Below are 22,113 nucleotides of genomic sequence, written 5' to 3'. Positions count from 1 at the left end.
CCCCGTACACCCCCTGTGCAGACAAAACGCCCCTTTGACCAGCGGAGGCCACCATGCCTGAACAACTCGTCTTTGCCATGGAGGTCTCTCTCAACGGCCTGATGACGGGGGTGATGTATGCCCTCGTCGCGCTGGGCTTCGTGCTGATCTACAAGGCCTCCGGCATCTTCAACTATGCGCAGGGCGTGATGGCGCTGTTTGCCGCGATGACGCTGGTGGGCATTCAGGAGGGCAGGGTGCCCTTCAGTCACCTGATCAACGCCATTTTCGGCACCGAGGTGCATCATCTGCCCTGGCATTCGGTTCCCGCGCTCTTTGCCATTCTGCTGACCGTGGGTGTGATGATCGCCTTTGCGTGGCTGGTGCAGAAGGTCGTGTTCAAGCACCTTGTCGGGCAGGAGCCGATCATCCTGTTCATGGCCACCATCGGGCTGGCCTATTTCCTGGAAGGCGTGGCCGACCTGATGTGGGGGTCCGAGATCCGCACGCTGGATGTGGGTCTGCCGCAGGGGATCAACCTTGCCATCGACGAAACCACCTTCAACTGGTTCGGCTACGGCTTCTTCATTGATAATCTCGACATCGTGGCTGCCATCGTGGCTGCTGTGCTGGTGGCCGGTCTTGTGGCCTTCGCACAGTACACCAAGCAGGGCCGGGCCATGCGCGCGGTGGCCGATGACCATCAGGCGGCGCTGTCGGTCGGCATCTCGCTGAACTTCGTGTGGATCCTCGTGTGGTCGCTGGCGGGCTTTGTGGCTCTGGTCGCGGGCATCATGTGGGGCAGCAAATCGGGCGTGCAGTTCTCCCTGTCGCTGATCGCTCTGAAGGCGCTGCCGGTTCTGATGCTGGGCGGGTTCACCTCGATCCCCGGTGCCATCGTCGGCGGGCTGATCATCGGCGTGGGCGAGGCCCTGTTCGAATTCACCATCGGTCCGATGATCGGTGGCGCGACCGAGAACTGGTTCGCCTATGTGCTGGCCCTCGTCTTCCTCGTGTTCCGGCCGCAGGGCCTGTTCGGCGAGAAGATCATCGAGAGGGTGTAGCCAGATGCGAAAGCTGATCGCCATCATCAACGTGATCTCGTGGTCGGGGTTCTGGGCCTTCGGGTACCTTGCCCTGACCTCGGAACAGCCCGACAGCCAGCAGACACTGATTGCCCTACTTCTTGCCGCTGCGGGAATGCTGGCCGGTGTCTGGGCCTACCTGAAACTTTCGAAGGGACAACCTTTGCCCCATCACCCCAAGCATACCCGGTCGGAGGTCTGATCCATGTTCTACCGTGAAGCCGGCGATTTCAAAACCAGCTACTCCCAAGACAACCAGACCTTTCCGATCGCGTTCGACCGCTGGCGCTACTATCTGGTGCTGTTCGTCGCGATCGTGGTCATTCCGCTGACGATCTCGGATTACTGGGCGAACTCTCTGCTGCTGCCCTTCCTGATCTACGTGATCGCGGCGCTTGGTCTGAACATCCTGACCGGCTATTGCGGGCAGGTCAGCCTTGGCACCGGCGGGTTCATGGCCGTGGGGGCCTATGCCACCTACAAGCTGATGACGGCTTTCCCGTGGATGGATATGGTCAGCGTGACCATCCTGTCGGGGCTTGTGACGGCCATCGTGGGCGTTTTGTTCGGCCTGCCATCCTTGCGCATCAAGGGGTTCTACCTGGCCGTGGCGACATTGGCCGCGCAGTTCTTCCTCGTGTGGCTGTTCAACCGGGTGCCGTGGTTCTACAACTATTCGGCTTCCGGCCAGATCAACGCGCCCGAGCGGACCATGTTCGGCATGGCGGTGACCGGCCCCAATGCGGAAGTCTGGGTCAAGTACCTGTTCTGCCTGTTCTTCGTGATCGTGCTGGCCTGGATCGCGCGCAACCTGACACGCGGGTCGGTGGGGCGTCAGTGGATGGCGATCCGGGATATGGATATCGCGGCAGAGATCATCGGGGTGAACCCGCTGAAATCGAAGCTGACCGCCTTTGCGATTTCGTCCTTCTTCGTGGGCGTGTCGGGCGCGCTGCTGTTCTCGGTCTACCTTGGCGCGGTTGAGGTGGGCGAGGCCTTCGGCATCCAGAAATCGTTCCTGGTGCTGTTCATGATCATCATTGGCGGCCTTGGGTCGATCTTCGGCAGCTTCGCGGGCGCGGCCTTCATGGTGCTCTTGCCAGTTCTGCTGAAAATCATCGGCGTGGACCTGCTGGGATGGCCCACGGATATCGTGGCGCATATCCAGTTGATTATCGTGGGCGGCCTGATCGTGTTCTTCCTGATCGTGGAACCGCACGGGCTGGCGCAACTGTGGCGCCTGGCGAAAGAAAAACTGAGACTCTGGCCGTTCCCGCACTGAGGCGGGGCCAGCCAAATCCGCCGGTGTCAAGAGGAAGGCAACGGCAACAATGGCTTATCGGACAAATCCAAGGGAGGACCTTACCGATGAAGAAACTGGCAACACTGGCACTGGCTGGCCTTATGGCCGCAGGGCCCGCGATGGCGGATCTCGTATTCCCCTCGCTGTCCTACCGGACCGGCCCCTATGCAGCGGGCGGCATCCCCTTCGCGGACGGCTATGCCGACTATTTCACGCTGCTCAACCAGCGTGACGGTGGCATCGGTGGCGTGATGACGAGCGTCCCGGAATGCGAAACCGCCTATAACACCGAGCGCGGCGTGGAATGCTACGAAGCGACCCGCGGCGAAGGCGCGCTGGTCTATCAGCCGCTGTCCACCGGCATCACCTACCAGCTGATCCCCCGCGTGACCGCGGATGGCATTCCGCTTCACACCATGGGCTATGGCCGGACCTCGGCTGCCAATGGCGACGTGTTCGAGTGGGTGTTCAACTACCCGGCGAACTACTGGGATGGCGCCAGCGTGATCATCAACTACCTGCTGGACCAGAACGAAGGGTCGCTGGACGGTCAGAAGATCGTGCTGCTGTACCACAACTCGGCCTATGGTCGTGAGCCGATCCGCACGCTGGAAATCCTGTCTGAACAGCTTGGCTTCGAACTGGTCCAGCTGGCCGTCGACCACCCCGGTCAGGAACAGGGCAACCAGTGGCTGACCATCCGCCGCGAGCGCCCCGATTACGTGATCATGTGGGGCTGGGGCGTGATGAACCAGGTCGCCGTGCAGGAAGCGGCCAACATCCGTTTCCCGATGGATCACTTCATCGGCAACTGGTGGGCCGGTGCGGAGCATGACGTGATGCCCGCCGGTGACGGTGCCGACGGCTACCTGGCGCTGAACATGAACGTTCTGGGCGATCTGCCGGTCTTCGCGGAAATCCAGGAGCACGTGATCGACGCTGGTCTGGCTGCCGGTGACGGGTCGAACCTCGGTTCGGTGCTGTACACCCGTGGCATGTATGCCGCGATGCTGGCCGCCGAAGCCGCCCGCACCGCGCAGGAGATTCATGGCGTGGCAGACATCACCCCGGCGATGATGCGCGACGGCATGGAAGCGCTGTCGATCACCGAAGAGCGTATGGCGGAACTGGGCATGCCCGGTGTCGGCCCGGCCTTCGACGTGACCTGTGGCAACCATGGTGGCCCCGGCATGGGCCGGATCCAGCAGTGGGACGCGTCCGCGCAGGAGTGGGTTACCCTGACCGACTTCATTGCACCTGACGACTCCGTCACTCAGCCGCTGATCGAGGAAGACTCGGCCGCGTTTGCCGCCGAGAACGGCATCGAGTCGCGCGGCTGCGCCGAGTGATCCTGAGCTGATCTCATGACATCTCCGGCGGCGGCCCTTCGCTGCCGCCGGACCCCGAGAACAAAGGTTGAAGAACATGCTGGACCAGGTTCACGAAGTGCACGGAGACGGGTTTGCCCCGGAAGACGCTGGCGCGGAAACGCTGCTGGAGGTCAACAATATCGAGGTGATCTACAACCACGTGATCCTCGTGCTGAAAGGCGTGAGCCTCAAGGTGCCCAAGGGCGGCATCACGGCGCTGCTTGGCGGCAACGGCGCGGGCAAGACCACGACGCTGAAGGCCATTTCCAACCTGCTGCATTCCGAACGCGGCGAGGTGACCAAGGGCAGCATCAACTATCGCGGTGAGCGGGTACAGGACCTGTCGCCCTCCGATCTGGTGGATCGCGGCGTGATCCAGGTGATGGAAGGCCGCCATTGCTTCGAACACCTGACCATCGAGGAAAACCTGATGACCGGCGCCTATACGCGCAAGGACGGGAAGGGCGCGGTGAGCGCCGATCTCGAGATGGTCTATGATTATTTCCCCCGGCTGAAAGAGCGCCGCAAATCGCAGGCTGGCTATACGTCGGGCGGGGAACAGCAGATGTGCGCCATTGGTCGCGCGCTGATGAGCCGGCCGGAAACCATCTTGCTGGATGAACCCTCGATGGGTCTCGCCCCGCAGCTGGTGGAACAGATTTTCGGCATCGTGAAATCGCTGAACGAGGGCGAGGGCTATACCTTCCTGTTGGCCGAACAGAACACCAACGTGGCGCTGCGCTTTGCCCATTACGGCTACATCCTGGAGTCGGGCCGCGTGGTGATGGACGGCCCCGCCAAGGAGCTGCGCGAAAACCCGGATGTGAAGGAGTTCTACCTCGGCATGTCCGATGAAGGGCGCAAGAGCTTCCGCGACGTGCGGTCCTATCGCCGCCGCAAGCGGTGGCTGGCGTGATGAGGGACACTGCCGTGAGTACCTATTTCGACGATCTGGAAACCCGCAGCGCCGACCAGCGTGCCAGCGACCAGCTGGCCGCCGTGAATGCGCAGATCGCCCGCGTGGCGGCGGCAGGCTCCTGCGCGATGGATGTCGGGTCGTTGACCGATCTGTCCGATCTCAGCAAACTGCCGGTTCTGCGCAAGTCCACTCTGTCGGGCTGGCAGCAGCAGAATCCGCCCTTCGGCAATATCGCCGTGCAGAACGTGGCGCATATCTTCCAAAGTCCCGGCCCGATCTATGAACCGGGCGGAATCAGCCATGACTGGTGGCGTATCGGACGGTTCCTGAATGCGGTTGGCATCGGGTCGGATGACATTGTGCAGAACTGCTTTGGCTACCACCTGACGCCTGCGGGCATGATCTTTGAAAGCGGGGCGCGGGCCGTTGGAGCCACCGTGGTCCCTGCGGGCACCGGCCAGACGGAATTGCAGGTGCGCGCCGCCCATGACATCGGCACGACCGCCTATGCGGGCACGCCCGATTTCCTGAAGGTGATCCTCGACAAGGCCGACCAGATGGGGCTGTCGCTGAAGATCACCAAGGCCGCTGTTGGGGGCGGGGCGCTGTTCCCGTCTCTGCGCCAGGAATATGCCGATCGCGGCATTCTGTGCCTTCAGAACTACGCCACTGCCGACCTGGGCAACATCGCCCATGAAAGCGCGGCGCAGGAGGGCATGATCGTCGATGAGGGCGTGATCGTGGAGATCGTCCGCCCCGGCACCGGCGACCCAGTTGCGCCGGGTGAGGTGGGCGAGGTTGTGGTGACGACACTGAACCCCGATTACCCGCTGATCCGTTTTGCCACCGGCGACCTTTCTGCCGTGATGGAGGGCGAAAGCCCCTGTGGCCGCACCAATATGCGGATCAAGGGCTGGATGGGCCGGGCCGATCAGACCACCAAGATCAAGGGCATGTTCGTGCGCCCCGAACAGGTGGCCGATCTGGTTGCCCGTCACAGCGATGTGGGCCGGGCCCGCGTCATCGCCGAGCGCGAAGGCGAGATGGACGTGATGCTGGTTCAGCTGGAAACAGCGGGCACTGACGGAAGCGTTTATGAACAAACGGTTCTGGATACGCTAAAGTTGAGGGGGCGAATCGAGCTCGTTCCCGCAGGCAGCCTGCCCAATGACGGTAAGGTCATCGAGGACCGGCGCAGCTACGAATGATCTCGGCCCGCCTTATTTGAAGGAGGTTTGAGCCATGAAATCATTTGTAAAAGCCCTGTTGTTGATGGGTGTTGCCATGCCGGCAGGGGCCGATACGGCCCTTGTCGTGGGCACCGTCGATGCGGCGTCGACCACAAGCTACGGCGCGCCGCGTTACCTTGGAACAGCGCTCACTCCGCTGGATCAGGCGGGGTTTGAGCTGATTTCCGCCCTCGATGCGGATGCGGCCACCCTGCGCCAGCTGGTCACCCGGCTGGTCACGGCGGACGAGCAGGAGGCGTTGGTTATCGCCCTGTCGGGCCGCTTCGTCACCCATGGAGGTTTGAGCTGGTTCCTTGGCCGCGATGCCGGTCAGCAGGATCTGGGCAGCGTGTCGGGCGCGGGCATCCCCGTGCAGCTTCTGATGGATATCGCAGGGGCGACGCCCGCGCGGGCGGTTATCCTGCTGGCCCCGGAGGATCAGGGGATTGCCCTTGGTGCCGGGCTGGACAACGGGCTTGGTCCGCTGGAGGTGCCAGAGGGTGTGACACTGGCCACCGGCCACCCGGCCTCGGTCGCGCGCTTCCTGCGCAGTGGCCTGCTGGAGCCGGGCCGCCCCTTGCGCGATGTGCTGGCGGCGTCCCCCGATCTGACCGTGGTGGCGCTGGCAGATCCCTTCGCGCCCTTCGTTCCGGCCCCGGTGGTCACGCCCGTGGTGCCCGCCGATGAACAGGCCTATTGGGACGCGATGTCGACGCTGGACAATGTCTTTGCCTATCGGGCCTATCTGAACCGTTATCCCGGCGGCTACTACGCCGCACAGGCACAGGCGCGGATTGCAGCACTTGAACCGCCCGCACCGCAGCTGACCCCGGAAGAGGCGGAGAACGCCCTTGGCCTGTCGCGCGAAGACAAGCGCAACATCCAGCGCGATCTGGCGGTTCTGGGCTATTACAACAGCGGTATCGACGGGCTGTTTGGCCCCGGTACGCGCGGCGGCATCCGTCAGTGGCAGCAGGCCAACGGATTGCAGGTCACCGGCTATCTGGATGCGGCGCAGGTCACAAGGCTGAGCGATCAGGGCGATGTGCGGCGAGAAGAGATTCGCGCGCAGGATCTGGCCTATTGGAACCAGACCGGGCAGGGCAATGACGAGGCGGGGCTTCGGGCCTATCTGAACCGCTATCCGAACGGTCAGTTCGCACAGCTCGCCCGGCAGCGGCTGGATGCCATCGAGGCAGAGCAGGAACGGCAGGCCGATATCGCCTATTGGAACCAGACCGGGCGCGGTCAGGACGAGGCGGGTCTGCGGGCCTATCTGGGCCGCTATCCCAATGGCGAGTTTTCACAGCTTGCGCGCCAACGCCTGAACACCATCCTCGCTCAGCAGGAATCGCAAGCCTGGCAACTGGCGCAGGCGCGGGATACGATCCAGGGCTATCGGGCCTATCTGAACGATTACCCCAATGGCCCCCACGCGGCTCAGGCCCGTCAACGGCTTGCGCAGCTGGAACAGGCCGCGGGCGAACCCGCAGCGTGGCAGCAGGCGCAGTCGCGCGACACGCTGAACAGCTATCAGGCCTATCTGGATGCCTACCCGAACGGTGCCCATGCCGCCGAGGCGCGCGCGCTGATGCGCGCGATCCGCGATGACAATCGTGCGTGGAACCTTGCGGAATCGACGGACACGATCCAGGGCTATCGCAACTACCTCAATGCCTTCCCCACTCCGCGCCATCGGCAGGAAGCGCTGGACCGGATTTCCCAGATCCAGGCGGACGAGCAGGCGTGGCAGCAGGCGCAGGCGGCAGACACGGTGCAGGCCTATCGCAGCTATCTCAACCGTTTCCCCAATGGCCGCCACGCGACCGAGGCACAGCAACGGATCGACGCGCTGGCGCCGCCGCAGCCGCCCCAGGGAGGTATTCCGCTGAACCTTGGTCAGCGGGTTGCGACGGAACGGGCGTTGTCCAATCTGGGCTTCGATCCTGGGCCTGCGGACGGCACGTTCACCGCCCAGACCCATGCCGCCCTGCGCGCCTATCAGCAGGCCCGTGGTCTGCCGGTTACCGGGGTTGTGGATGCGGTGACTGCGGCGGCGCTGCTGGTCGAAGGCATGGCCAATAACTGAGCGATACCTGGCCGGGGCTGCGCATCATGGGCAGCCCCGGGCCGGATACAGAAAAGCGCCGCAGGCAGAACCTGCGGCGCTTTTACATGCGAAATATGCTGTGGCTCAGCCCTGGCGGGCTTTGAACCGGCGCTGCGTCTTGTTGATGACGTAGACGCGGCCCTTGCGGCGCACGACGCGGCAATCGCGGTGACGCTGCTTGAGCGAGCGGAGCGAGTTCTTGACCTTCATCTGGCCTCTCCTTCGTCGCGGCGCGGCGATGCGCCTTTGGGTTAACCCCTTGTTACCAAGGGAAGATGGTGGGCGATACTGGGATCGAACCAGTGACCCCTTCGATGTCAACGAAGTGCTCTACCGCTGAGCTAATCGCCCCCTGATTTGCAAAGGCCAAGCCGACACATACATGCCAGCCGCAGCCCCTGCCACGTTGGGTAGGCGGTCTATAAAAGGAGTCGGGATGGTGTTCAAGGGCTTTTGAGGCCACAAAATTCGGGTAATGATAATTCCCATGACCGAGTCCAGCGAATACCGCGCCGCTTACCGGCTGGAAAGGCCCGAAAGCCGGGTCGGATCCGTGATTGTCGCCTCGCCGCATTCGGGGCGCCATTACCCGTGGAGCTTCATCCGGCGGACTGTGCTGGACGAGCGCGCGATCCGGTCGTCCGAGGACGCCTTTGTCGATATGCTGGTGGCCGAGGCCCCCGCTCTTGGCGCGCCGCTGCTGGCCGCCGAATACCCCCGCGCCTTCGTTGATCTGAACCGGTCGAATGACGAGCTCGATCCGGCGGTGATCGAGGGCGTGCGGCGCAGCGCGGTCAATCCGCGGATCAGCTCTGGCCTTGGGGTGATTCCCCGGGTGGTGGCCGGGGGACGGGTGATCTATCGCGGCAAGCTGAGCCGCGAGGAGGCAGAGGAGCGGATCGAGAAGGTCTGGCAGCCCTATCACAGCTGCCTTGAGGGACTGGTTCGGGAGTCGCTGGAGGATTGCGGCGAGTCGGTGCTGCTGGATTTTCATTCTATGCCACATGAAGCGCTGGATGCGATGTCGCGCGGCCCCGGACAGGCGCGGCCTGACGTGGTTCTGGGCGACCGGTTCGGCGCATCGGCGGCGGTGGCATTCGTGGATCGGCTGGAGGCGGGCTTTTCTGCCGCCGGGCTGGTGGTCAGCCGCAACAGCCCCTTTGCCGGGGCCTATATCGCGCAGAATTACGGGCGGCCATCACGCGGGCGCCACGCGGTGCAGATCGAGATTGACCGGTCGCTTTACATGAACGAACAACTGATCCGCCCGAATGGCAATTTCCAGAGCGTCAAGAAACTGGTGACCGGGGTGTTGCGGCAGATGATCCGCGGCGAGGATTCCCTGCCGATGGCGGCGGAGTAGGGCGGACGCGGTTTCGAAACCGCGTGATTGCGCCAAGTCTGACTGTCACGCGTTCATTCGGTGACATCGTCGATGTGGACTGTGAAACCGCAACCAGTGCCACGGGCGCGGGAAACGCGGTTTCGAAACCGCGTTCTGGCCTCTGGAGGCACCGTCAGCGCAGGGACCGCCCTTTCAGGATCGCGTCACCGCCGAACCTTTTCCGAATCTCGTCTGCCGCGCGCTCGGCCTTGATTCTGGCGGCCTCCTGCGGATCCAGAAGGTTGCCGGACCGGTCGGCCATATCCTCGGGCAGCAGATCCGCCAGCCCCACCCCGATCAGCCGGTAGGGCTTGGTATGGGGCGCGTGATTGAACAGGTCGCGCGCCGCGCGGTAGATGCGGTCGGCGATCTGGGTGGGGTCGGTCAAGCTGCGCCGCCGTGTGATCAGCTGGAAGTCCGACCGCTTCAGCTTCAGCACCACCACGCGCCCCGCCAACCGCTTGGCCTTCAGCCGGTCCGACACCTTCTCGGCCAGCCGCCACAGGTGCCCATCCAGCAGGTCGGGGTCCGAGATGTCTTCGAAGAAGGTCGTCTCGGACGAGATGCTTTTCATCGGCGCATCGCGGCTGACCCGTCGCCTGTCCTGCCCGCGCGCCAGGTGCCATAGCCGGTCCCCCATCGACCCGAACCGCGCCACCAGATCATCGCGGTCCCACCGGCGCAGATCGGCGAAGGTGCGAATGCCCACCTTGTCGAGAGAGGCCTGACCGGCCTCGCCGATACCCCAGATCATGCGCACCGGTTTCTGTTCCAGAAAATCCATCGTCTCGGCCTGCCCGATCACCGAAAACCCGCGCGGCTTGTCGAGGTCGGAGGCGATCTTCGCGAGGAACTTGTTGTGGGATAGGCCGATCGACCCGGTGATTCCGATCTCGTCCTTCATCCGCTTCACCAGCCGCGCCAGCATCACGGCGGGCGGGCGGCCATGCAGCCGCGCGGTGCCGGTCAGGTCCATGAACGCCTCGTCCAGCGACAGCGGTTCGATGGAGGGGGTCATCTCCTCCATCATCGCGCGGATCTGTTTGGAAACGGCGGCATAGACCTCCATCCGCCCGCGCACCACGACCGCCTCGGGGCAAAGCTCCAGCGCCTTGAACATGGGCATGGCCGAGCGCACCCCCTTGATTCGCGCAATATAGCAGGCGGTGGAGACCACGCCCCGCTTGCCGCCACCAATGATCACGGGCTTGTCGCGCAGCTCGGGATTGTCGCGCTTTTCGACCGAGGCATAAAAGGCATCGCAATCCATATGCGCGATGGACAGGTCAAAAAGCTCCGGATGCGATACGATCCTTGGTCGCCGGCAGGCGGGGCATCGGGCGCCGGTGTCAAATGGGGTCAGGCAGTCGCGGCAGAGGGAAGGCATGTGTCCGGGCTGTGTTGGGTGGGGCGGGTCGATGTCCCATGGGTCCAATCTCTGTCAGAGCGCGCCACAAAGCAACCGGAGCCAATCGGGGCTGTCCCGGGCCGCGCCGTCCATGGTGGACATGTTCAGGCCTCTGGCGCTTTCCACCCCATGGCGCGGCTGATCATTCTGGCCGCTTTCAGGATGTCCTGCTCCACCGAGGCGGGCACGGCATCTGTCTGCTTCGTCGCGCTTATTGCAGCTACGATGTCTCCGGACATGTCGTAGATCGGGGCGGCGACGCTGCACAGCCCGGTTTCGAAGCTGACCTTCACCGCACCTATGTCAGCGGCGTCGCGCGCGGAATACGGAACGCCACGGTCCTCATCGTCGCAAAGCTGGCCGATGCGCCGGGCTTAGAGCCGTCTAAGCTTCTGGAGTTAAATGATTAGTTTGGGAGGAATGGTGCCGCTGAAGGGACTCGAACCCCCGACCCCATCATTACGAATGACGTGCTCTACCAGCTGAGCTACAGCGGCATTCCTCTCTCGTCGCGGCCCTACTATGGCCCTACTAGTTACGTTACGCCGCCTGTAAGCGACTGGTTTTGAGCACCATTCCAGCGGGGACCCGCTACCTACGAATGCGTTGCTCTGCCAGCTGAGCTACATCGGCACGCGGGCTGGCTCTTAGCAAGCCTGCCCGCGCTTGAACAGTCCTAATTTGCGGCTGTACGCGCCGGTTCGGAGGTTTCCGCGTCGTTGGAAACTTCGCCCATGTCGGGCAATACATGGCCGGGGGCATGCGGGTCGTTTTCTTCCGCCATGTCTTCCGTGACCTCGGCGGGGGTTTCTTCGACCGGGGCGGCATCGACAACCTCCGGTTCCGGGTCTTCGATTTCGGGATCGTCCCGGCGGTCTTCCAGCGCGCCCACGATCAGAGGCAGCATCTGGGCGGTTCCGGCGAAGGCCGACTCGCTTTGCGGGGCCTCGGCCCATGCCAGCGTATCGAAGCTGTCGCAATGTTCACAGACCGGCTGCCAGGTGGCGTGGACATGGCCGCAGTTTTCGCAGGTCCATTGCGGGCCGCGAGAGGCGGTCACCGCCTTGGCCAGCCAGCCGCGCACCACGCGGTCTTCGCTGCCCTCGCCACGTTCAATCGCCGCCATGATGGTCAGCGACCGGGCCGTGGGGGCGGTTTCGGGCAGATCGCCAAGCGCCTTGCGGGCGGCGGCGTAGTCTTCTGCTGCGATCTGCAATTCCGCCTCCAGCAGTTTGACCTCTGCATCGGCGGGGTGCTTGGCCAGCAGCACGCGGAAGCGTTTGATGCGGGCAGCGGGGGTTTCCTCTGGTTCGATGCTGGCGAAGGCGGCGGCCAGGTCGGGATGCGGTGCGGCGTCCCAGGCCTTGCGGATCACGCGGGTGGCCACTTTCGGCTTGCTCTCCTGGATTGCCATGCGCGCGGCCATGACGGCGGCGGGCACCAGGTCGGGGGACAGGCGGTTGGCCTCGGTGGCCTCTTTGCTGGCGGTGTCGATCTTGCCCTCGGCCAGTGCATCGCGGGCATCGGCAAGGGCCAGAACCGCGTCGCGGCGTTTGTGGACGTCGCGGGGCAGGGCGCCGGCCTTCAGCTTGGCGGCAAGCGTCTTGCGGGCCCCGGCCCAATCCTCGTGCCCGGCCTGCAGGGTCAGCAGCGTGTCCTGAACTTCGTGATGCTGAGGGCGCAGGGCAAACGCCTTCTCGGCCAATTTCAGCGCCGTATCGGTATCCCCGGCATCCAGCTTTTGCTTCATCAGCCCGCGAATGCCCACGAAACGGGTCGTGTCATCGGCCAGCAGCCGCTTGTAGGTCTCGGTTGCCTTGGCGGTATCGCCCGCCATCTCGGCGGCCTGGGCCACCAGCAGATTGGTCAGTTCGGGCCGTTTCAGGTAGCCCTCGGCGCGTTCCGCCTTGCGAATGGCCAGTCGCCCCTCGCCGGATGCCAGCGCCAGCATGCCTTCGGACAGCGCCTGATAGCCCTTCCGCTCGGCGCGCCGGTTGAAATAGCGGGAAATCGCGGTCTCATCGCCGTTGAGGAAGCGGATGGTGGCGACAAGAAGACCAAGCAGCTTGAGCGCCACATAGACCAGCAGCAGAAGAAGCACGGCGGCAACCACCCCCGACAGAGGGGTCAACGCGAATTCGCGGCCTGCCACGGTGATCAGCAGCATGGACTCGGTTTCCAGCAGGTAACCGACGCCGAAGGCCGCCGCGACCACGACGGTCAGGAAGATGATGATTTTCAGGACGGACCAGAGAAGCATATCGGTCCCCCTCAATTCGCGGCATCAAGCGCGGCGGCGAAGCTGTCCATCGCCTCCATCGCGTCGATGCGCATCTGGGCGGACGCCGTCCAGTCCGCCATGACCGCTTGTGCGTCGGCGGGTAGGGCCGACAGTTCGGCAACGGTGCCAGCAAGATCTCCGGCGCGCAAAGCGGCTTCGGCACGGGACAGGACCGCATCGGCGCTGTCGCCCTCTTGTGGTTCCAGCGACCGGCCTCCGACCTGGCTTTGCAGGAAGGCGGTAACGCGGTTCATGGCGCCCTCGCCAGCGGTTTCCCGAATGGCAATGGGCAGCGCGGCGCGGGCGGCGGCGGGGAAGCTGGATTGCAGCTCTTCCAAGGTCGGCACGCCGGTTTCGGCGGCGGCGGTCAGCGCCTCTGGCATGTCCACGCCAGCCCCATCCGCGACATCCGCCAGAGCGCCCGCGAAGGGCGCGCCGGTGGCCACGGCGATGCGCAGCTGGCCAAGCGCCGCCTGCGCCGTGGCACTGCCCACGCGGGCCTCGGCACGCGCTTCGGCGGCGGCGATGCGTTCCTCTGCGGCGGTGGCGGCGGCGGCGAGTTGCTCGGCCATCGCAGCATTCGCGGCCTGCTGTTCGGCAAGGCTCGCCGATTGTTCCTGCAACGCGGCCTGAAGCTGCGCCACGGCGGCGGCCACGGCGGCGGAATTGTCCGCGCCTTCACCGCCTTCGCCAAGCGGCAGGGTTTCGAGATAGGCGATCCGGTCCGTGAGGCCGGTGATCTGGCTACCGGTTGCGTCGATCCGGGTGCCAAGCGCGGCGATCTGTTCGGAAAGCGGGCTAAGATCCACCGCCTCTGGCGCGGGCGGGATGGCCTCGATCTGGCCTTCCAGCGCAGCGGCGCGGGTGGTCAGGGTCGAGAGCGCCCCGGCCTGTTCATCCAGCGAGGTTTGAATTGCGGCCAGCGCCGCCTCGGTCGCGCTATTGTCCTGCGCGGCGGGCGCAAAGCCCATGAAAGCCGCGCCATAGCCCAACCCGGCGGCCACGACACCGCCCAGAACCAGCGGCAGGAAGCCGGGTCCGCGGCGCGGTTCGGCTGCGGGTGGCTGCGGGGCGGGTTCCGCGACGGAAGGCTCTTCGACGGGGGCGGGGTCTTCCACGATCTCGGCGTCCGTCACCGTTTCATCGGTGTCAGGGGTGGCCTCGGCCAGTGCGGCGTCGTCCTGGGTTTCGTCGGTCTCCTGGGGGGTCGTGTTCGGGTCGGCCACCGTCTATTTCCTTCAATTTATTCAATACGCGCCACAGAATCCCGTCCGGTGCAGCGCCGAGTCACAGATAGGTTCGCATGGGCACACCTGCGAGGGCTAGGGGCTAAGTTGTCTCGCCAGTGCTTTGAGCATCGCCGCGCCGGTCGGGGCATCGGAGACGATGGCTATAAGGCGCAGGGGTTCGGGCAGGGCCGCCTGTGTCGCATCACTGATGCAGACCAAGTCGGGATTGGCGTCGGCTGGCAGGTCTGCCGCGAACAGCACCGCGCTGCGGGGTGAGAAGAGCGGCACGATCACGCGGCGAGGGCCTGCGAGCGCCGCGAGCGCGCCTGCGCTCAAGGGGAGATTGCGTTGATCGTAAACGGCATGGCCCACAATGCTGAACCCCTCTGCGGCAAGCCGGTCGACGATTCCGCCGCGCACATGGGTTCCGTGCAGGTGTATCAGCGGGCCATCGGGGGCATCACGGCGGATCAGTTCCACCAGATCACCTGCCGCGCCCCCGGCTGAAAGCGCCCTCAATCCGGCCTCCGCCGCCACCCGCGCCGTGCGGTCCCCGACGCAATAAGCGATGTGCCCCGCGCCGCCACCGCCCGCCGCAAAGGCCCTCACCCCGTTTTCCGAGGTGAAGATCAGGCTCGCCTCTGGCGGGATTGCAGGCAGATCCAGCAGCACGATCTCCTGCATCGGGGCGATGAGGATGTCCGCCTTGTCCCCGAACTCTGCTCGGCATTGATCGGCAAAGCGCTCTGCCTGTGCAGCGGGCCGCGTCAGAAGGATCAGGGGGGTGGCATTGTCAGGCATCGGGGGGAGTGTTACCTGCGGGGCACCCCTTGTGCAACGACACCCGCCATGACCGACCGCCTGACCATCCTTGGCATTGAAAGCAGCTGCGATGATACGGCTGCGGCGGTGCTGCGCGTGGAGGATGGGGCAGAGCTGATGTCCTCCGTGGTCAGCGGCCAGACCGACCTGCACGAAGCCTATGGTGGCGTGGTGCCGGAGATCGCGGCGCGCGCCCATGCGGAACGGCTCGACCTGATGGTGGAGCAGGCGGTGCAGCAGGCGGGCGTCAGCCTTAATGACATCGACGTCATTGCCGTTACCGCCGGGCCGGGGCTGATTGGCGGGGTGCTGTCGGGCGTGATGTGCGCCAAGGGGCTGGCCATGGGGCTTGGCGTGCCGCTTGTGGGGGTCAATCACCTTGCGGGCCACGCGCTGACCCCGCGCCTGACGGATGGAGTGAGTTTCCCCTATCTGATGCTTCTGGTCTCTGGCGGGCATTGCCAGTTCCTGCGCGTGGATGGGCCTGACGATTTCACCCGGCTTGGCGGCACGATTGATGACGCCCCGGGCGAAGCCTTCGACAAAGTTGCCAAGCTGCTTGGCCTGCCGCAACCGGGCGGGCCAGTGGTGGAGCAGGCGGCGAAACAGGGCGATCCCAAACGCTTCCCCCTGCCGCGTCCGCTTCTGGACCGCGACGGCTGCGACATGTCTTTCTCTGGCCTGAAGACCGCCGTTCTGCGCACCCGTGACGGGCTGGTCGCGGATCAGGGCGGGTTGCACGAACAGGACCGTGCTGACCTCTGTGCCTCGTTTCAGGCGGCTGTCAGGGATGTTCTGGCCGAGAAATCCCGCCGCGCCTTGGCGGGCCAATCCGATCTGACCTGTTTCGCTGTCGCCGGGGGCGTTGCGGCGAACCAGACCCTGCGCGCGGCACTGGAGGATGTGGCACGCGCCCATGGCGTGCCTTTCCTCGCGCCGCCGCTGACGCTCTGCACCGACAATGCCGCGATGATTGCCTGGGCTGGATGGGAAGCCTACCGTGACGGCCAACGCGACGGGATGGACCTGTCGGCACGCCCGCGCTGGCCGCTGGACCGCACAAGCCCGGCGCTCATTGGATCGGGCAAGAAGGGGGCCAAGGCATGAATCGGGTCGATATTGCCGGGGCAGGGGCCTTTGGCACGGCGCTTGCCATCACGCTGGCCCGCGCCGGGGCCGAGGTGACGCTGTGGGCGCGCGCCGGGGCCGAGGACATGCAGGCCGCGCGCGAAAACACCCGCCGTCTGCCGGGCCACCGCTTCCCCGATGGCCTGCGCGTGACCGGCGACATTTCCGAATTGACCGCCGATGTGCTACTGATCGCTGTCCCCACCCAGAAACTGCACGAGGTTCTGCCCATTCTGCCCGGTCACGCGGGCACCGTGATTTCCTGTGCCAAGGGCATTCACCTGACAACCGGTCTGTCGCCATGCCAGCTGATCACCCGCGACCTGCCGGGTGTGGCGGCGGGTGTGCTGACAGGCCCCAGCTTTGCCGTCGATATCGCCGCCGGTCTGCCCACGGCCCTGACGCTGGCCCTGCCGGACGACACCCAAGGCGCGGCGTTGCAAGACAGGCTCTCCTCCCCCGCGCTGAGGCTTTACCGCAGCACGGATGTGACCGGCGCGGAACTGGGCGGCGCGTTGAAGAACGTCATCGCCATTGCGGCAGGCGCGGTCATGGGCGCGGGGCTTGGCGAAAGCGCGCGGGCGGCCCTGATGGCGCGCGGCTTTGCCGAGATGCGCCGGGTTGCGGCCTTTCGCGGCGCGCGGGACGACACGCTTGCGGGGCTTTCGGGCTTTGGCGATCTGGTGCTGACCTGTACGTCAGACAAGTCGCGCAACTACCGCCACGGGCAGGCATTGGCGGGCGCGCGACCGTTGGACCCTTCCGCCACTGTTGAAGGGGCCGCCACGGCGCAGGAACTCTCTGCCCATTCCGAGCTCGACACCCCCATTGCCGACGCCGTTGCAGCCTTGTGTCAGGGGCGCGTCTCTGTGCAGGATGTGATGGCAGAGCTTCTCAATCGCCCTTTGAAACAGGAATAGCCCATGCTCTACGCGCTGATCTGCACTGACAAGCCCGGCCATCTGGAGGTTCGTAAAGCCAACCGAGACGCCCATATCGCCTATCTGAAATCGACGCCTGTCATCCATGCCGGGCCGTTCCTGAACGAAGGCGGAGAGATGATCGGCTCGCTCGTGGTGATCGAGGCAGAGGACCGCGCGGGAGCCGAAGACTGGGCCGCGAATGACCCCTATGCCAAGGCGGGTTTGTTCGAGAAGGTGCGGATCGAGGCGTGGAACAAGGTGATCGGCTGATGCGCTACTGGCTGTTCAAATCCGAACCGAACACCTGGTCCTGGGATCAGCAGGTGGCCAGGGGCGATGCGGGCGAGGAATGGGATGGTGTCCGCAACTATCAGGCCCGCAACAACATGCGCGAAATGGCTTTGGGCGACCGGGGCTTTTTCTACCATTCGCTGAAGGAAAAGGCGATTGTCGGCGTGGTCGAGGTTTGCGCGCTGGCCCATCCCGACAGCACCACAGATGACCCCCGTTGGGAATGCGTGGATATCAAGGCCGTGGGTCCGTTCAAGACGCCGGTGACACTGGCCGATGTAAAGGGCGACCCGCGCCTGTCGGGGATGGTTCTGGCCAATAATTCGCGCCTGTCGGTGCAGCCCGTGACCGAAGAGGAATGGCGGATCATCTGCGAGATGGGCGGCTTTTCTGCTTAAGGTTGCGCGCGGCCCGTGGCATGATTTCTCCAGATCAACGGGAGAGATCACATGGAATTTCTGAATGTCTTGGCGGCCGGGGCCGCAGCGTGGGTTTTCGGAGCAATCTGGTACATGGCCCTGTCCAAACCCTGGATGGCTGCAAACGGATTGACCGAGGACCAGATCAGGGCCTCTGCCAGCCCGCTGCCCTATGTCGTCAGCTTCGTGATGTCGGTGCTTGTGGCGGGCATGACCCGGCATATCCTGCAAAGCTCCGGGATCACCACGGTCGGCGGCGGCGTGATGGTGGGCGCGGGGTTGGGCCTCTTCGTGGCTCTGCCATGGATGGTGAACAACGTGCTTTACAGCTTCCGCGACAAATCGCTGATCTGGATCGACGGCGGTTATCCGGTGATCGGATGCACCATCATCGCCGTGGTGCTGATGCTGTTTTGAGACAAGAAGGAGGGCCCCGACCCCCCGGGACCCTCCTTTACCCACGCGCAATTACTCGCTCCGCACGTGTTCTATGAGGGTCCGCCATCCTGGTCGGGACAGGGTTGACCCTAGCCCGCTGCGTGCCGTGCGATCAACTGAATTGCCCGGACAATTCTATTCAAACCCCGGCCACTGGATCATGAAAAAGGCCCACCCCGATACGGGCAGGCCTTAATGGGTTCGCAATCGCTCCGGCTTAGCCGTAGACGCTTTCCTTGCCGAAATGCTTGGTCAGCATGTAGTAGATGACGGCGCGGTACTTGTTGCGTTCGGACTTGCCATAGGTCTCGATCACCGAGTCGATGGCGGCCATCAGGTCGTCGCTGTCCGCAAGACCGAGCTTCTTCATCAGGAAGTTCTTCTTCACGGTTTCCAGTTCACTGGGCTGAGACCCGGCAACCGTCGATGCGTCCGCGTCGTAAATCGCGGGGCCGCAGCCGATCGTGACCTTGGTCAGCAGGTCCATGTCGGGTTCCATCCCGCATTTGTTGCGCAGATCATCTGCATATTTGGCGATCAGTTCATCGCGTTTGCCCATTTCCGTCTCCCCGTTTTTGATTCCGCTTTGGACTATTCCCATCCAGTACGGGGCGTATGAAACCCGGTGAACCCCGTTCTGACAATGAAAAACTTGGGCAATCCACAGCTTTGCGACCCAAAGGCGACCATCGTGGCGTCGGAAACGAAGCGGACAGGGCCGCTTCCCTCACGGCAGCCTGACCTCAGATCCCGCGTTGTGAGGAGGACACATGGCCGAGTTTCTGACCCCAGACCAAACCGCCCGCTACGCGCGCGACGGGTTCCTGCACCCGATCCGCGCCTTTGACACCGGGACAACCGCTACCCTGCGCGCCGAGGTGGAGGCGCTGGAGCGCGATCATGCAGGTGGTGCAGGCGGGCATGACCTGAACCAGTTCTTCCGCGTCAATGGTCAGCTGGTCATCCCCCTGCTGCACCGGATCGCGACCGATCCCGGCATCCTCGACCCGGTCAGTTCGATCCTCGGCCCTAACCTGCTGGTCTGGTCGGTGGAGCTCTTCATCAAGGAACCCGGCACAACCAAGGTCGTGTCCTGGCACCAGGACATTACCTATTGGGGCATGGGCGAAACAGACGAGGAGCTGACCGCCTGGCTGGCGCTGTCGGATGTGTCGGTTCAGGCAGGGTGCATGCGCTTCATCCCCGGCAGCCACAAGAACGCCATCGTGCCCCATGCGGATACGTTCGACGCCGATAACCTCCTGTCCCGTGGCCAGCAGATCGAAGGCATCAACGAGGATGAGGCCGTCTTCGGCGCGTTGAAACCCGGCGAGATGTCGTTTCACCATGGCCGCACCTTCCATGCGTCCGGCCCCAACATGTCGGACGACCGGCGCATCGGTATGGCCATCCGCTATGTCACGCCCGAGGTACGGCAGCCCGATCTGACCCGCGACTATGCGATGCTTGTGCGCGGCAAGGATGAGATGCAGGGTTGGATCAACGTGGCCCCGCCCGCGCGGCTGTTCGATCCCGCGTCGCTTGCCTTGTATGACGAGGTTCTGGCGGCGCAGTCGGCGGCGCTGACCGCCGGGGCGGAAGGCCAGGTCGGGCTGTACGCCCAGAAGATGCAGTAGGAGGACCGGCAGATGACCACTGACCAGAAAGTCAGCTTCACCCAGATGAAGGACGGCACGAAAGAGGATTACGAGCTGCTGGAGAAGCTTGAGAAACCCTATCTCGCGCTGACCGCTGATCGCATCATGGACGAGCTGCGCCGTCAGGGTGAAGTCTCGCTGGAAGGCTACCGGATCACGCGGCTGGAACACGGGCTGCAATCGGGCACCCGCGCCCTGCGCGAAGGGGCCGATATCGACTGGGTTGTGGGCGCGCTTTTGCATGACATCGGTGATGGGCTTGCCCCGCAGAACCACGACCGCTTTTCCGCCGAAGTGATCCGCCCCTTCGTGCGCGATGAGGTTGCCTGGGTGGTGGAACATCACGGCATCTTCCAGATGTTCTACTACGGCCACCATTACGGATGGGACAAGGACGCGCGCGACCGGTTCAAGGACCATCCCTGCTGGCAAAGCTGCGCCGATTTCTGCGAGAGATGGGATCAATCTTCGTTCGATCCCGACTACGCTTACGAACCGCTCGAGGTGTTCGAACCCATGGTGCGAGAGGTCTTCGCCCGCAAGGCCTATGACCCGGAAGTGGTGCAGGAGGGTGTGGTCATGGGGCTGCCGGAACTGGCCTGATCCGCACATTTGCCCGGCTCTCATTCAAGGTTTATCCTGCGGGCATCTCCGAGTTGGAGGACTTGCCCTTGAGAATCTGTTTTGCCTTGTTTTTCGTAGCTCTCTCCACCTCTGCCACGATGGCGCAAACAACGGCCGACGCCTTGCTGACCGCATCCATTCGGGATTGCGCCCTATGGGAAGAGGGCAGCCTGCATATCGGGGAACGCGCCGTGGTCGAGATGGATCTAACCGGCGACGGATCGCCAGAGACGCTCGTCGATACAAGCCATCTCGAATGCTCGGCCACGCCGCTGTCACCCTATTGCGGGTCGGGTGGCTGTTCGCTTTTCGCCTTCGTGGAGGACCATGTGTTCGAATGGCAGGCGCTTGGCTGGCGCGTCATCGACTGGGACGGCGAGCCGGTGTTGCTGATCGGCCGGGACGGCGGATGGTGCGGGGTCAGCAGCGCGGGCTATTGCTTCGAGGCGCTCAACTGGAACGGCGAGACCTTCCTGACGGTGATGCCGCCGGTGGAATAGCCGCTCAGATCACCACCTCTATCAGGCGCGGTCCATTGGCCGCCATGGCCTCTTCCAGCGCAGCCTCCATCTCGTCCACCGTGGTCGCGCGGGTGCCCTCGACGCCATGGCCCTTGGCCAGCGCCACCCAGTCCAGCAACGGATTGTCCGCGTCGAACATTGCCTGCGCGTTGCGGCCCACTTGCGTGACCCCCATGGCCGCCAGTTCCCCGCGCAGGATCTGATAGCCCCGGTTGGCGAAGACGATCACCGTCACATCCAGCCGTTCCCGCGCCATGGTCCACAGCGATTGCAGCGTGTACATGGCCGATCCGTCGCCTGTCAGCGCGAGGACCTTGCGATCCGGGCAGGCCACCGCCGCGCCGGTGGCGCAGGGCAGGCATTGCCCGATCGCGCCGCCCATGGTGATCAGCCAGTCATGGCGCCGCGCGGTTCGAGTCGCCTCGGCAATGGGCGCGCCCGAGGTCACGGCCTCGTTCACGACGATGGTGTTTTCGGGCATGGCGCGCGCGATCAGGGCCCCCGCGCTGGCCGCGGTCAGGGGGCCGTCGGGACGGTCGGGAAGGGCCAGGTCGACCGGTGCCACAGTCTCGGTCAGTGCCCCGAGCCTGTCGGCCAAACCGTTCAGAACATAGCCTAAATCCATGGTGGCATCCGCCAGTTCCTGCACATGGATATCAGCGCGTGTAGGCAGTGAGGGCTTGCCGGGATAGGCGAAAAAATTCACTGGCGCATGGGTGCCGCAGACGACGAGGCTTCGCACGTCCTTGAGCAGTGCGGCATTGGCATCGACGGGGTAGAGCAGCTGCTCGACCGGGGGCGTTCCGGCGCCGCGTTCCAGCCTCGGGCTGTGCAGGGGCGTCATGATCCGGCACCCCGCCGCCTGCGCGATCTGCGCGCCCAGATGCAACAGCGGGCCATGGGTGGCCTGACCGCCCAGAAGCAGGGCCGCACCATCGGCTTTCAAAGCCGCGGCCGCCGCATCCAGCGCCGCATCGGACGGGCGGTGAAGC

The 22,113-nt window shown here is 64.4% G+C and carries 24 protein-coding genes and 2 tRNA genes; 16 read left to right on the top strand and 10 right to left on the bottom strand.

The genetic code is table 11. The annotated features are described in order from the left end of the window. Positions 1–53 precede the first annotated feature (53 nt). The 7 genes from RBB16_RS18055 to RBB16_RS18025 all read left to right on the top strand — a co-directional run bounded on the left by RBB16_RS18055 (position 54) and on the right by RBB16_RS18025 (position 7,974). Complete coding sequence (locus RBB16_RS18055) at positions 54–1,043, top strand: branched-chain amino acid ABC transporter permease (protein WP_071691513.1); 990 nt, start codon at positions 54–56, stop codon at positions 1,041–1,043. Positions 1,044–1,047: 4 nt separating this feature from the next. Beyond that, positions 1,048–1,266 carry a hypothetical protein gene (locus RBB16_RS18050; RefSeq protein WP_071691514.1) on the top strand — a complete coding sequence of 73 codons (219 nt, stop codon included), beginning with the start codon at positions 1,048–1,050 and terminating at the stop codon, positions 1,264–1,266. Between the two features lie 3 nt (positions 1,267–1,269). Beyond that, positions 1,270–2,346 carry a branched-chain amino acid ABC transporter permease gene (locus RBB16_RS18045; RefSeq protein ID WP_306047464.1) on the top strand — a complete coding sequence of 359 codons (1,077 nt, stop codon included), beginning with the start codon at positions 1,270–1,272 and terminating at the stop codon, positions 2,344–2,346. 86 nt (positions 2,347–2,432) lie between these two features. Then, positions 2,433–3,716 (top strand): ABC transporter substrate-binding protein, encoded by a 1,284-nt coding sequence (locus RBB16_RS18040; RefSeq protein WP_071691518.1) that lies wholly within the window; start codon positions 2,433–2,435, stop codon positions 3,714–3,716. A 76-nt stretch (positions 3,717–3,792) separates the two neighbouring features. Beyond that, a complete protein-coding gene (locus tag RBB16_RS18035) occupies positions 3,793–4,653 on the top strand; it encodes an ABC transporter ATP-binding protein (protein ID WP_071691519.1) in 861 nt (286 codons plus the stop codon). A gap of 14 nt (positions 4,654–4,667) precedes the next feature. Further along, positions 4,668–5,864 (top strand): phenylacetate--CoA ligase family protein, encoded by a 1,197-nt coding sequence (locus tag RBB16_RS18030; RefSeq protein ID WP_306047463.1) that lies wholly within the window; start codon positions 4,668–4,670, stop codon positions 5,862–5,864. 34 nt (positions 5,865–5,898) lie between these two features. Continuing rightward, a complete protein-coding gene (locus RBB16_RS18025; protein ID WP_306047462.1) occupies positions 5,899–7,974 on the top strand; it encodes a peptidoglycan-binding protein in 2,076 nt (691 codons plus the stop codon). Positions 7,975–8,079: 105 nt separating this feature from the next. Here RBB16_RS18025 and ykgO read toward each other — a convergent pair whose 3' ends face one another. Together ykgO and RBB16_RS18015 are read right to left on the bottom strand one after the other, a co-directional pair. Further along, entirely contained in the window at positions 8,080–8,205 is a 126-nt protein-coding gene (ykgO, locus tag RBB16_RS18020) for a type B 50S ribosomal protein L36 (RefSeq protein ID WP_012177066.1), read from the bottom strand. 66 nt (positions 8,206–8,271) lie between these two features. Next, positions 8,272–8,346, bottom strand: a tRNA-Val gene (locus RBB16_RS18015). Between the two features lie 136 nt (positions 8,347–8,482). Between RBB16_RS18015 and RBB16_RS18010 the strand changes: the two genes are divergently transcribed. Next, positions 8,483–9,358, top strand: a complete 876-nt coding sequence (locus RBB16_RS18010; RefSeq protein ID WP_306047461.1) for an N-formylglutamate amidohydrolase — start codon at positions 8,483–8,485, stop codon at positions 9,356–9,358. A gap of 154 nt (positions 9,359–9,512) precedes the next feature. Here RBB16_RS18010 and RBB16_RS18005 read toward each other — a convergent pair whose 3' ends face one another. The 6 genes from RBB16_RS18005 to RBB16_RS17980 all read right to left on the bottom strand — a co-directional run bounded on the left by RBB16_RS18005 (position 9,513) and on the right by RBB16_RS17980 (position 15,098). Next, positions 9,513–10,766 (bottom strand): DNA polymerase IV, encoded by a 1,254-nt coding sequence (locus RBB16_RS18005; protein ID WP_306047460.1) that lies wholly within the window; start codon positions 10,764–10,766, stop codon positions 9,513–9,515. 125 nt (positions 10,767–10,891) lie between these two features. Continuing rightward, positions 10,892–11,080, bottom strand: coding sequence for an IclR family transcriptional regulator C-terminal domain-containing protein (locus RBB16_RS18000; RefSeq protein ID WP_306047459.1), 189 nt, complete (start codon positions 11,078–11,080; stop codon positions 10,892–10,894). A 128-nt stretch (positions 11,081–11,208) separates the two neighbouring features. Further along, a tRNA-Thr gene (locus RBB16_RS17995) sits at positions 11,209–11,284 on the bottom strand. Between the two features lie 179 nt (positions 11,285–11,463). Then, a complete protein-coding gene (locus RBB16_RS17990) occupies positions 11,464–13,047 on the bottom strand; it encodes a heme biosynthesis protein HemY (protein ID WP_306047458.1) in 1,584 nt (527 codons plus the stop codon). 11 nt (positions 13,048–13,058) lie between these two features. Then, positions 13,059–14,294, bottom strand: coding sequence for a hypothetical protein (locus tag RBB16_RS17985; protein ID WP_306047457.1), 1,236 nt, complete (start codon positions 14,292–14,294; stop codon positions 13,059–13,061). Positions 14,295–14,390: 96 nt separating this feature from the next. Further along, positions 14,391–15,098 (bottom strand): uroporphyrinogen-III synthase, encoded by a 708-nt coding sequence (locus RBB16_RS17980; RefSeq protein ID WP_306047456.1) that lies wholly within the window; start codon positions 15,096–15,098, stop codon positions 14,391–14,393. Between the two features lie 48 nt (positions 15,099–15,146). Here RBB16_RS17980 and tsaD point away from each other — a divergent pair, with 48 nt between their 5' ends. Genes tsaD through RBB16_RS17955 form a run of 5 tightly spaced genes read left to right on the top strand, consistent with a single transcriptional unit; the run spans position 15,147 to position 18,297 of the window. Next, the gene (tsaD, locus tag RBB16_RS17975; protein ID WP_306047455.1) at positions 15,147–16,226 is read left to right on the top strand and encodes a tRNA (adenosine(37)-N6)-threonylcarbamoyltransferase complex transferase subunit TsaD; all 1,080 of its coding nucleotides are present in this window, start codon (positions 15,147–15,149) and stop codon (positions 16,224–16,226) included. After that, on the top strand, positions 16,223–17,167 hold the full coding sequence (locus RBB16_RS17970) for an NAD(P)H-dependent glycerol-3-phosphate dehydrogenase (protein WP_306047454.1): 945 nt from the start codon (positions 16,223–16,225) through the stop codon (positions 17,165–17,167). The genes tsaD and RBB16_RS17970 overlap by 4 nt, the downstream gene beginning before the upstream one ends. Before the next feature lie 3 nt (positions 17,168–17,170). Further along, entirely contained in the window at positions 17,171–17,440 is a 270-nt protein-coding gene (locus RBB16_RS17965) for a YciI family protein (RefSeq protein WP_306047453.1), read from the top strand. Further along, on the top strand, positions 17,440–17,859 hold the full coding sequence (locus RBB16_RS17960; RefSeq protein ID WP_306047465.1) for an EVE domain-containing protein: 420 nt from the start codon (positions 17,440–17,442) through the stop codon (positions 17,857–17,859). Before RBB16_RS17965 ends, RBB16_RS17960 begins: the two co-directional genes overlap by 1 nt. Before the next feature lie 51 nt (positions 17,860–17,910). Next, complete coding sequence (locus RBB16_RS17955; RefSeq protein ID WP_306047452.1) at positions 17,911–18,297, top strand: DUF1761 domain-containing protein; 387 nt, start codon at positions 17,911–17,913, stop codon at positions 18,295–18,297. A 238-nt stretch (positions 18,298–18,535) separates the two neighbouring features. On the opposite strand, the gene RBB16_RS17950 is transcribed toward RBB16_RS17955, so the two are convergent. Then, the gene (locus tag RBB16_RS17950) at positions 18,536–18,877 is read right to left on the bottom strand and encodes a DUF2853 family protein (protein WP_071691567.1); all 342 of its coding nucleotides are present in this window, start codon (positions 18,875–18,877) and stop codon (positions 18,536–18,538) included. Between the two features lie 211 nt (positions 18,878–19,088). Between RBB16_RS17950 and RBB16_RS17945 the strand changes: the two genes are divergently transcribed. From RBB16_RS17945 to RBB16_RS17935, 3 genes are all read left to right on the top strand, one after another. Further along, positions 19,089–19,955, top strand: a complete 867-nt coding sequence (locus RBB16_RS17945; protein ID WP_306047450.1) for a phytanoyl-CoA dioxygenase family protein — start codon at positions 19,089–19,091, stop codon at positions 19,953–19,955. A 12-nt stretch (positions 19,956–19,967) separates the two neighbouring features. Next, the gene (locus RBB16_RS17940; RefSeq protein WP_306047449.1) at positions 19,968–20,579 is read left to right on the top strand and encodes an HD domain-containing protein; all 612 of its coding nucleotides are present in this window, start codon (positions 19,968–19,970) and stop codon (positions 20,577–20,579) included. 86 nt (positions 20,580–20,665) lie between these two features. Continuing rightward, positions 20,666–21,100: a hypothetical protein gene (locus RBB16_RS17935; protein WP_306047448.1), complete on the top strand. Its 435-nt coding sequence runs from the start codon at positions 20,666–20,668 to the stop codon at positions 21,098–21,100. 4 nt (positions 21,101–21,104) lie between these two features. Here RBB16_RS17935 and RBB16_RS17930 read toward each other — a convergent pair. Beyond that, a partial coding sequence (locus RBB16_RS17930) for an acetolactate synthase large subunit (protein ID WP_306047447.1) occupies positions 21,105–22,113 on the bottom strand: 1,009 nt, incomplete at its 5' end.

Origin of the sequence: Nioella sp. MMSF_3534, assembly GCF_030732985.1 — a bacterium.
Classification (GTDB): Bacteria; Pseudomonadota; Alphaproteobacteria; order Rhodobacterales; family Rhodobacteraceae; genus Nioella.
This window is presented reverse-complemented; position numbering and strand designations above follow the sequence as displayed.

Coding starts and splice junctions, on each gene's coding strand:
- RBB16_RS18055 (WP_071691513.1), top strand. CDS start 54: ATGCCTGAACAACTCGTCTTTGCCATGGAGGTCTCTCTCAACGGCCTG.
- RBB16_RS18050 (WP_071691514.1), top strand. CDS start 1,048: ATGCGAAAGCTGATCGCCATCATCAACGTGATCTCGTGGTCGGGGTTC.
- RBB16_RS18045 (WP_306047464.1), top strand. CDS start 1,270: ATGTTCTACCGTGAAGCCGGCGATTTCAAAACCAGCTACTCCCAAGAC.
- RBB16_RS18040 (WP_071691518.1), top strand. CDS start 2,433: ATGAAGAAACTGGCAACACTGGCACTGGCTGGCCTTATGGCCGCAGGG.
- RBB16_RS18035 (WP_071691519.1), top strand. CDS start 3,793: ATGCTGGACCAGGTTCACGAAGTGCACGGAGACGGGTTTGCCCCGGAA.
- RBB16_RS18025 (WP_306047462.1), top strand. CDS start 5,899: ATGAAATCATTTGTAAAAGCCCTGTTGTTGATGGGTGTTGCCATGCCG.
- ykgO (WP_012177066.1), bottom strand. CDS start 8,205: ATGAAGGTCAAGAACTCGCTCCGCTCGCTCAAGCAGCGTCACCGCGAT.
- RBB16_RS18010 (WP_306047461.1), top strand. CDS start 8,483: ATGACCGAGTCCAGCGAATACCGCGCCGCTTACCGGCTGGAAAGGCCC.
- RBB16_RS18005 (WP_306047460.1), bottom strand. CDS start 10,766: ATGCCTTCCCTCTGCCGCGACTGCCTGACCCCATTTGACACCGGCGCC.
- RBB16_RS17990 (WP_306047458.1), bottom strand. CDS start 13,047: ATGCTTCTCTGGTCCGTCCTGAAAATCATCATCTTCCTGACCGTCGTG.
- RBB16_RS17980 (WP_306047456.1), bottom strand. CDS start 15,098: ATGCCTGACAATGCCACCCCCCTGATCCTTCTGACGCGGCCCGCTGCA.
- tsaD (WP_306047455.1), top strand. CDS start 15,147: ATGACCGACCGCCTGACCATCCTTGGCATTGAAAGCAGCTGCGATGAT.
- RBB16_RS17970 (WP_306047454.1), top strand. CDS start 16,223: ATGAATCGGGTCGATATTGCCGGGGCAGGGGCCTTTGGCACGGCGCTT.
- RBB16_RS17965 (WP_306047453.1), top strand. CDS start 17,171: ATGCTCTACGCGCTGATCTGCACTGACAAGCCCGGCCATCTGGAGGTT.
- RBB16_RS17960 (WP_306047465.1), top strand. CDS start 17,440: ATGCGCTACTGGCTGTTCAAATCCGAACCGAACACCTGGTCCTGGGAT.
- RBB16_RS17955 (WP_306047452.1), top strand. CDS start 17,911: ATGGAATTTCTGAATGTCTTGGCGGCCGGGGCCGCAGCGTGGGTTTTC.
- RBB16_RS17950 (WP_071691567.1), bottom strand. CDS start 18,877: ATGGGCAAACGCGATGAACTGATCGCCAAATATGCAGATGATCTGCGC.
- RBB16_RS17945 (WP_306047450.1), top strand. CDS start 19,089: ATGGCCGAGTTTCTGACCCCAGACCAAACCGCCCGCTACGCGCGCGAC.
- RBB16_RS17940 (WP_306047449.1), top strand. CDS start 19,968: ATGACCACTGACCAGAAAGTCAGCTTCACCCAGATGAAGGACGGCACG.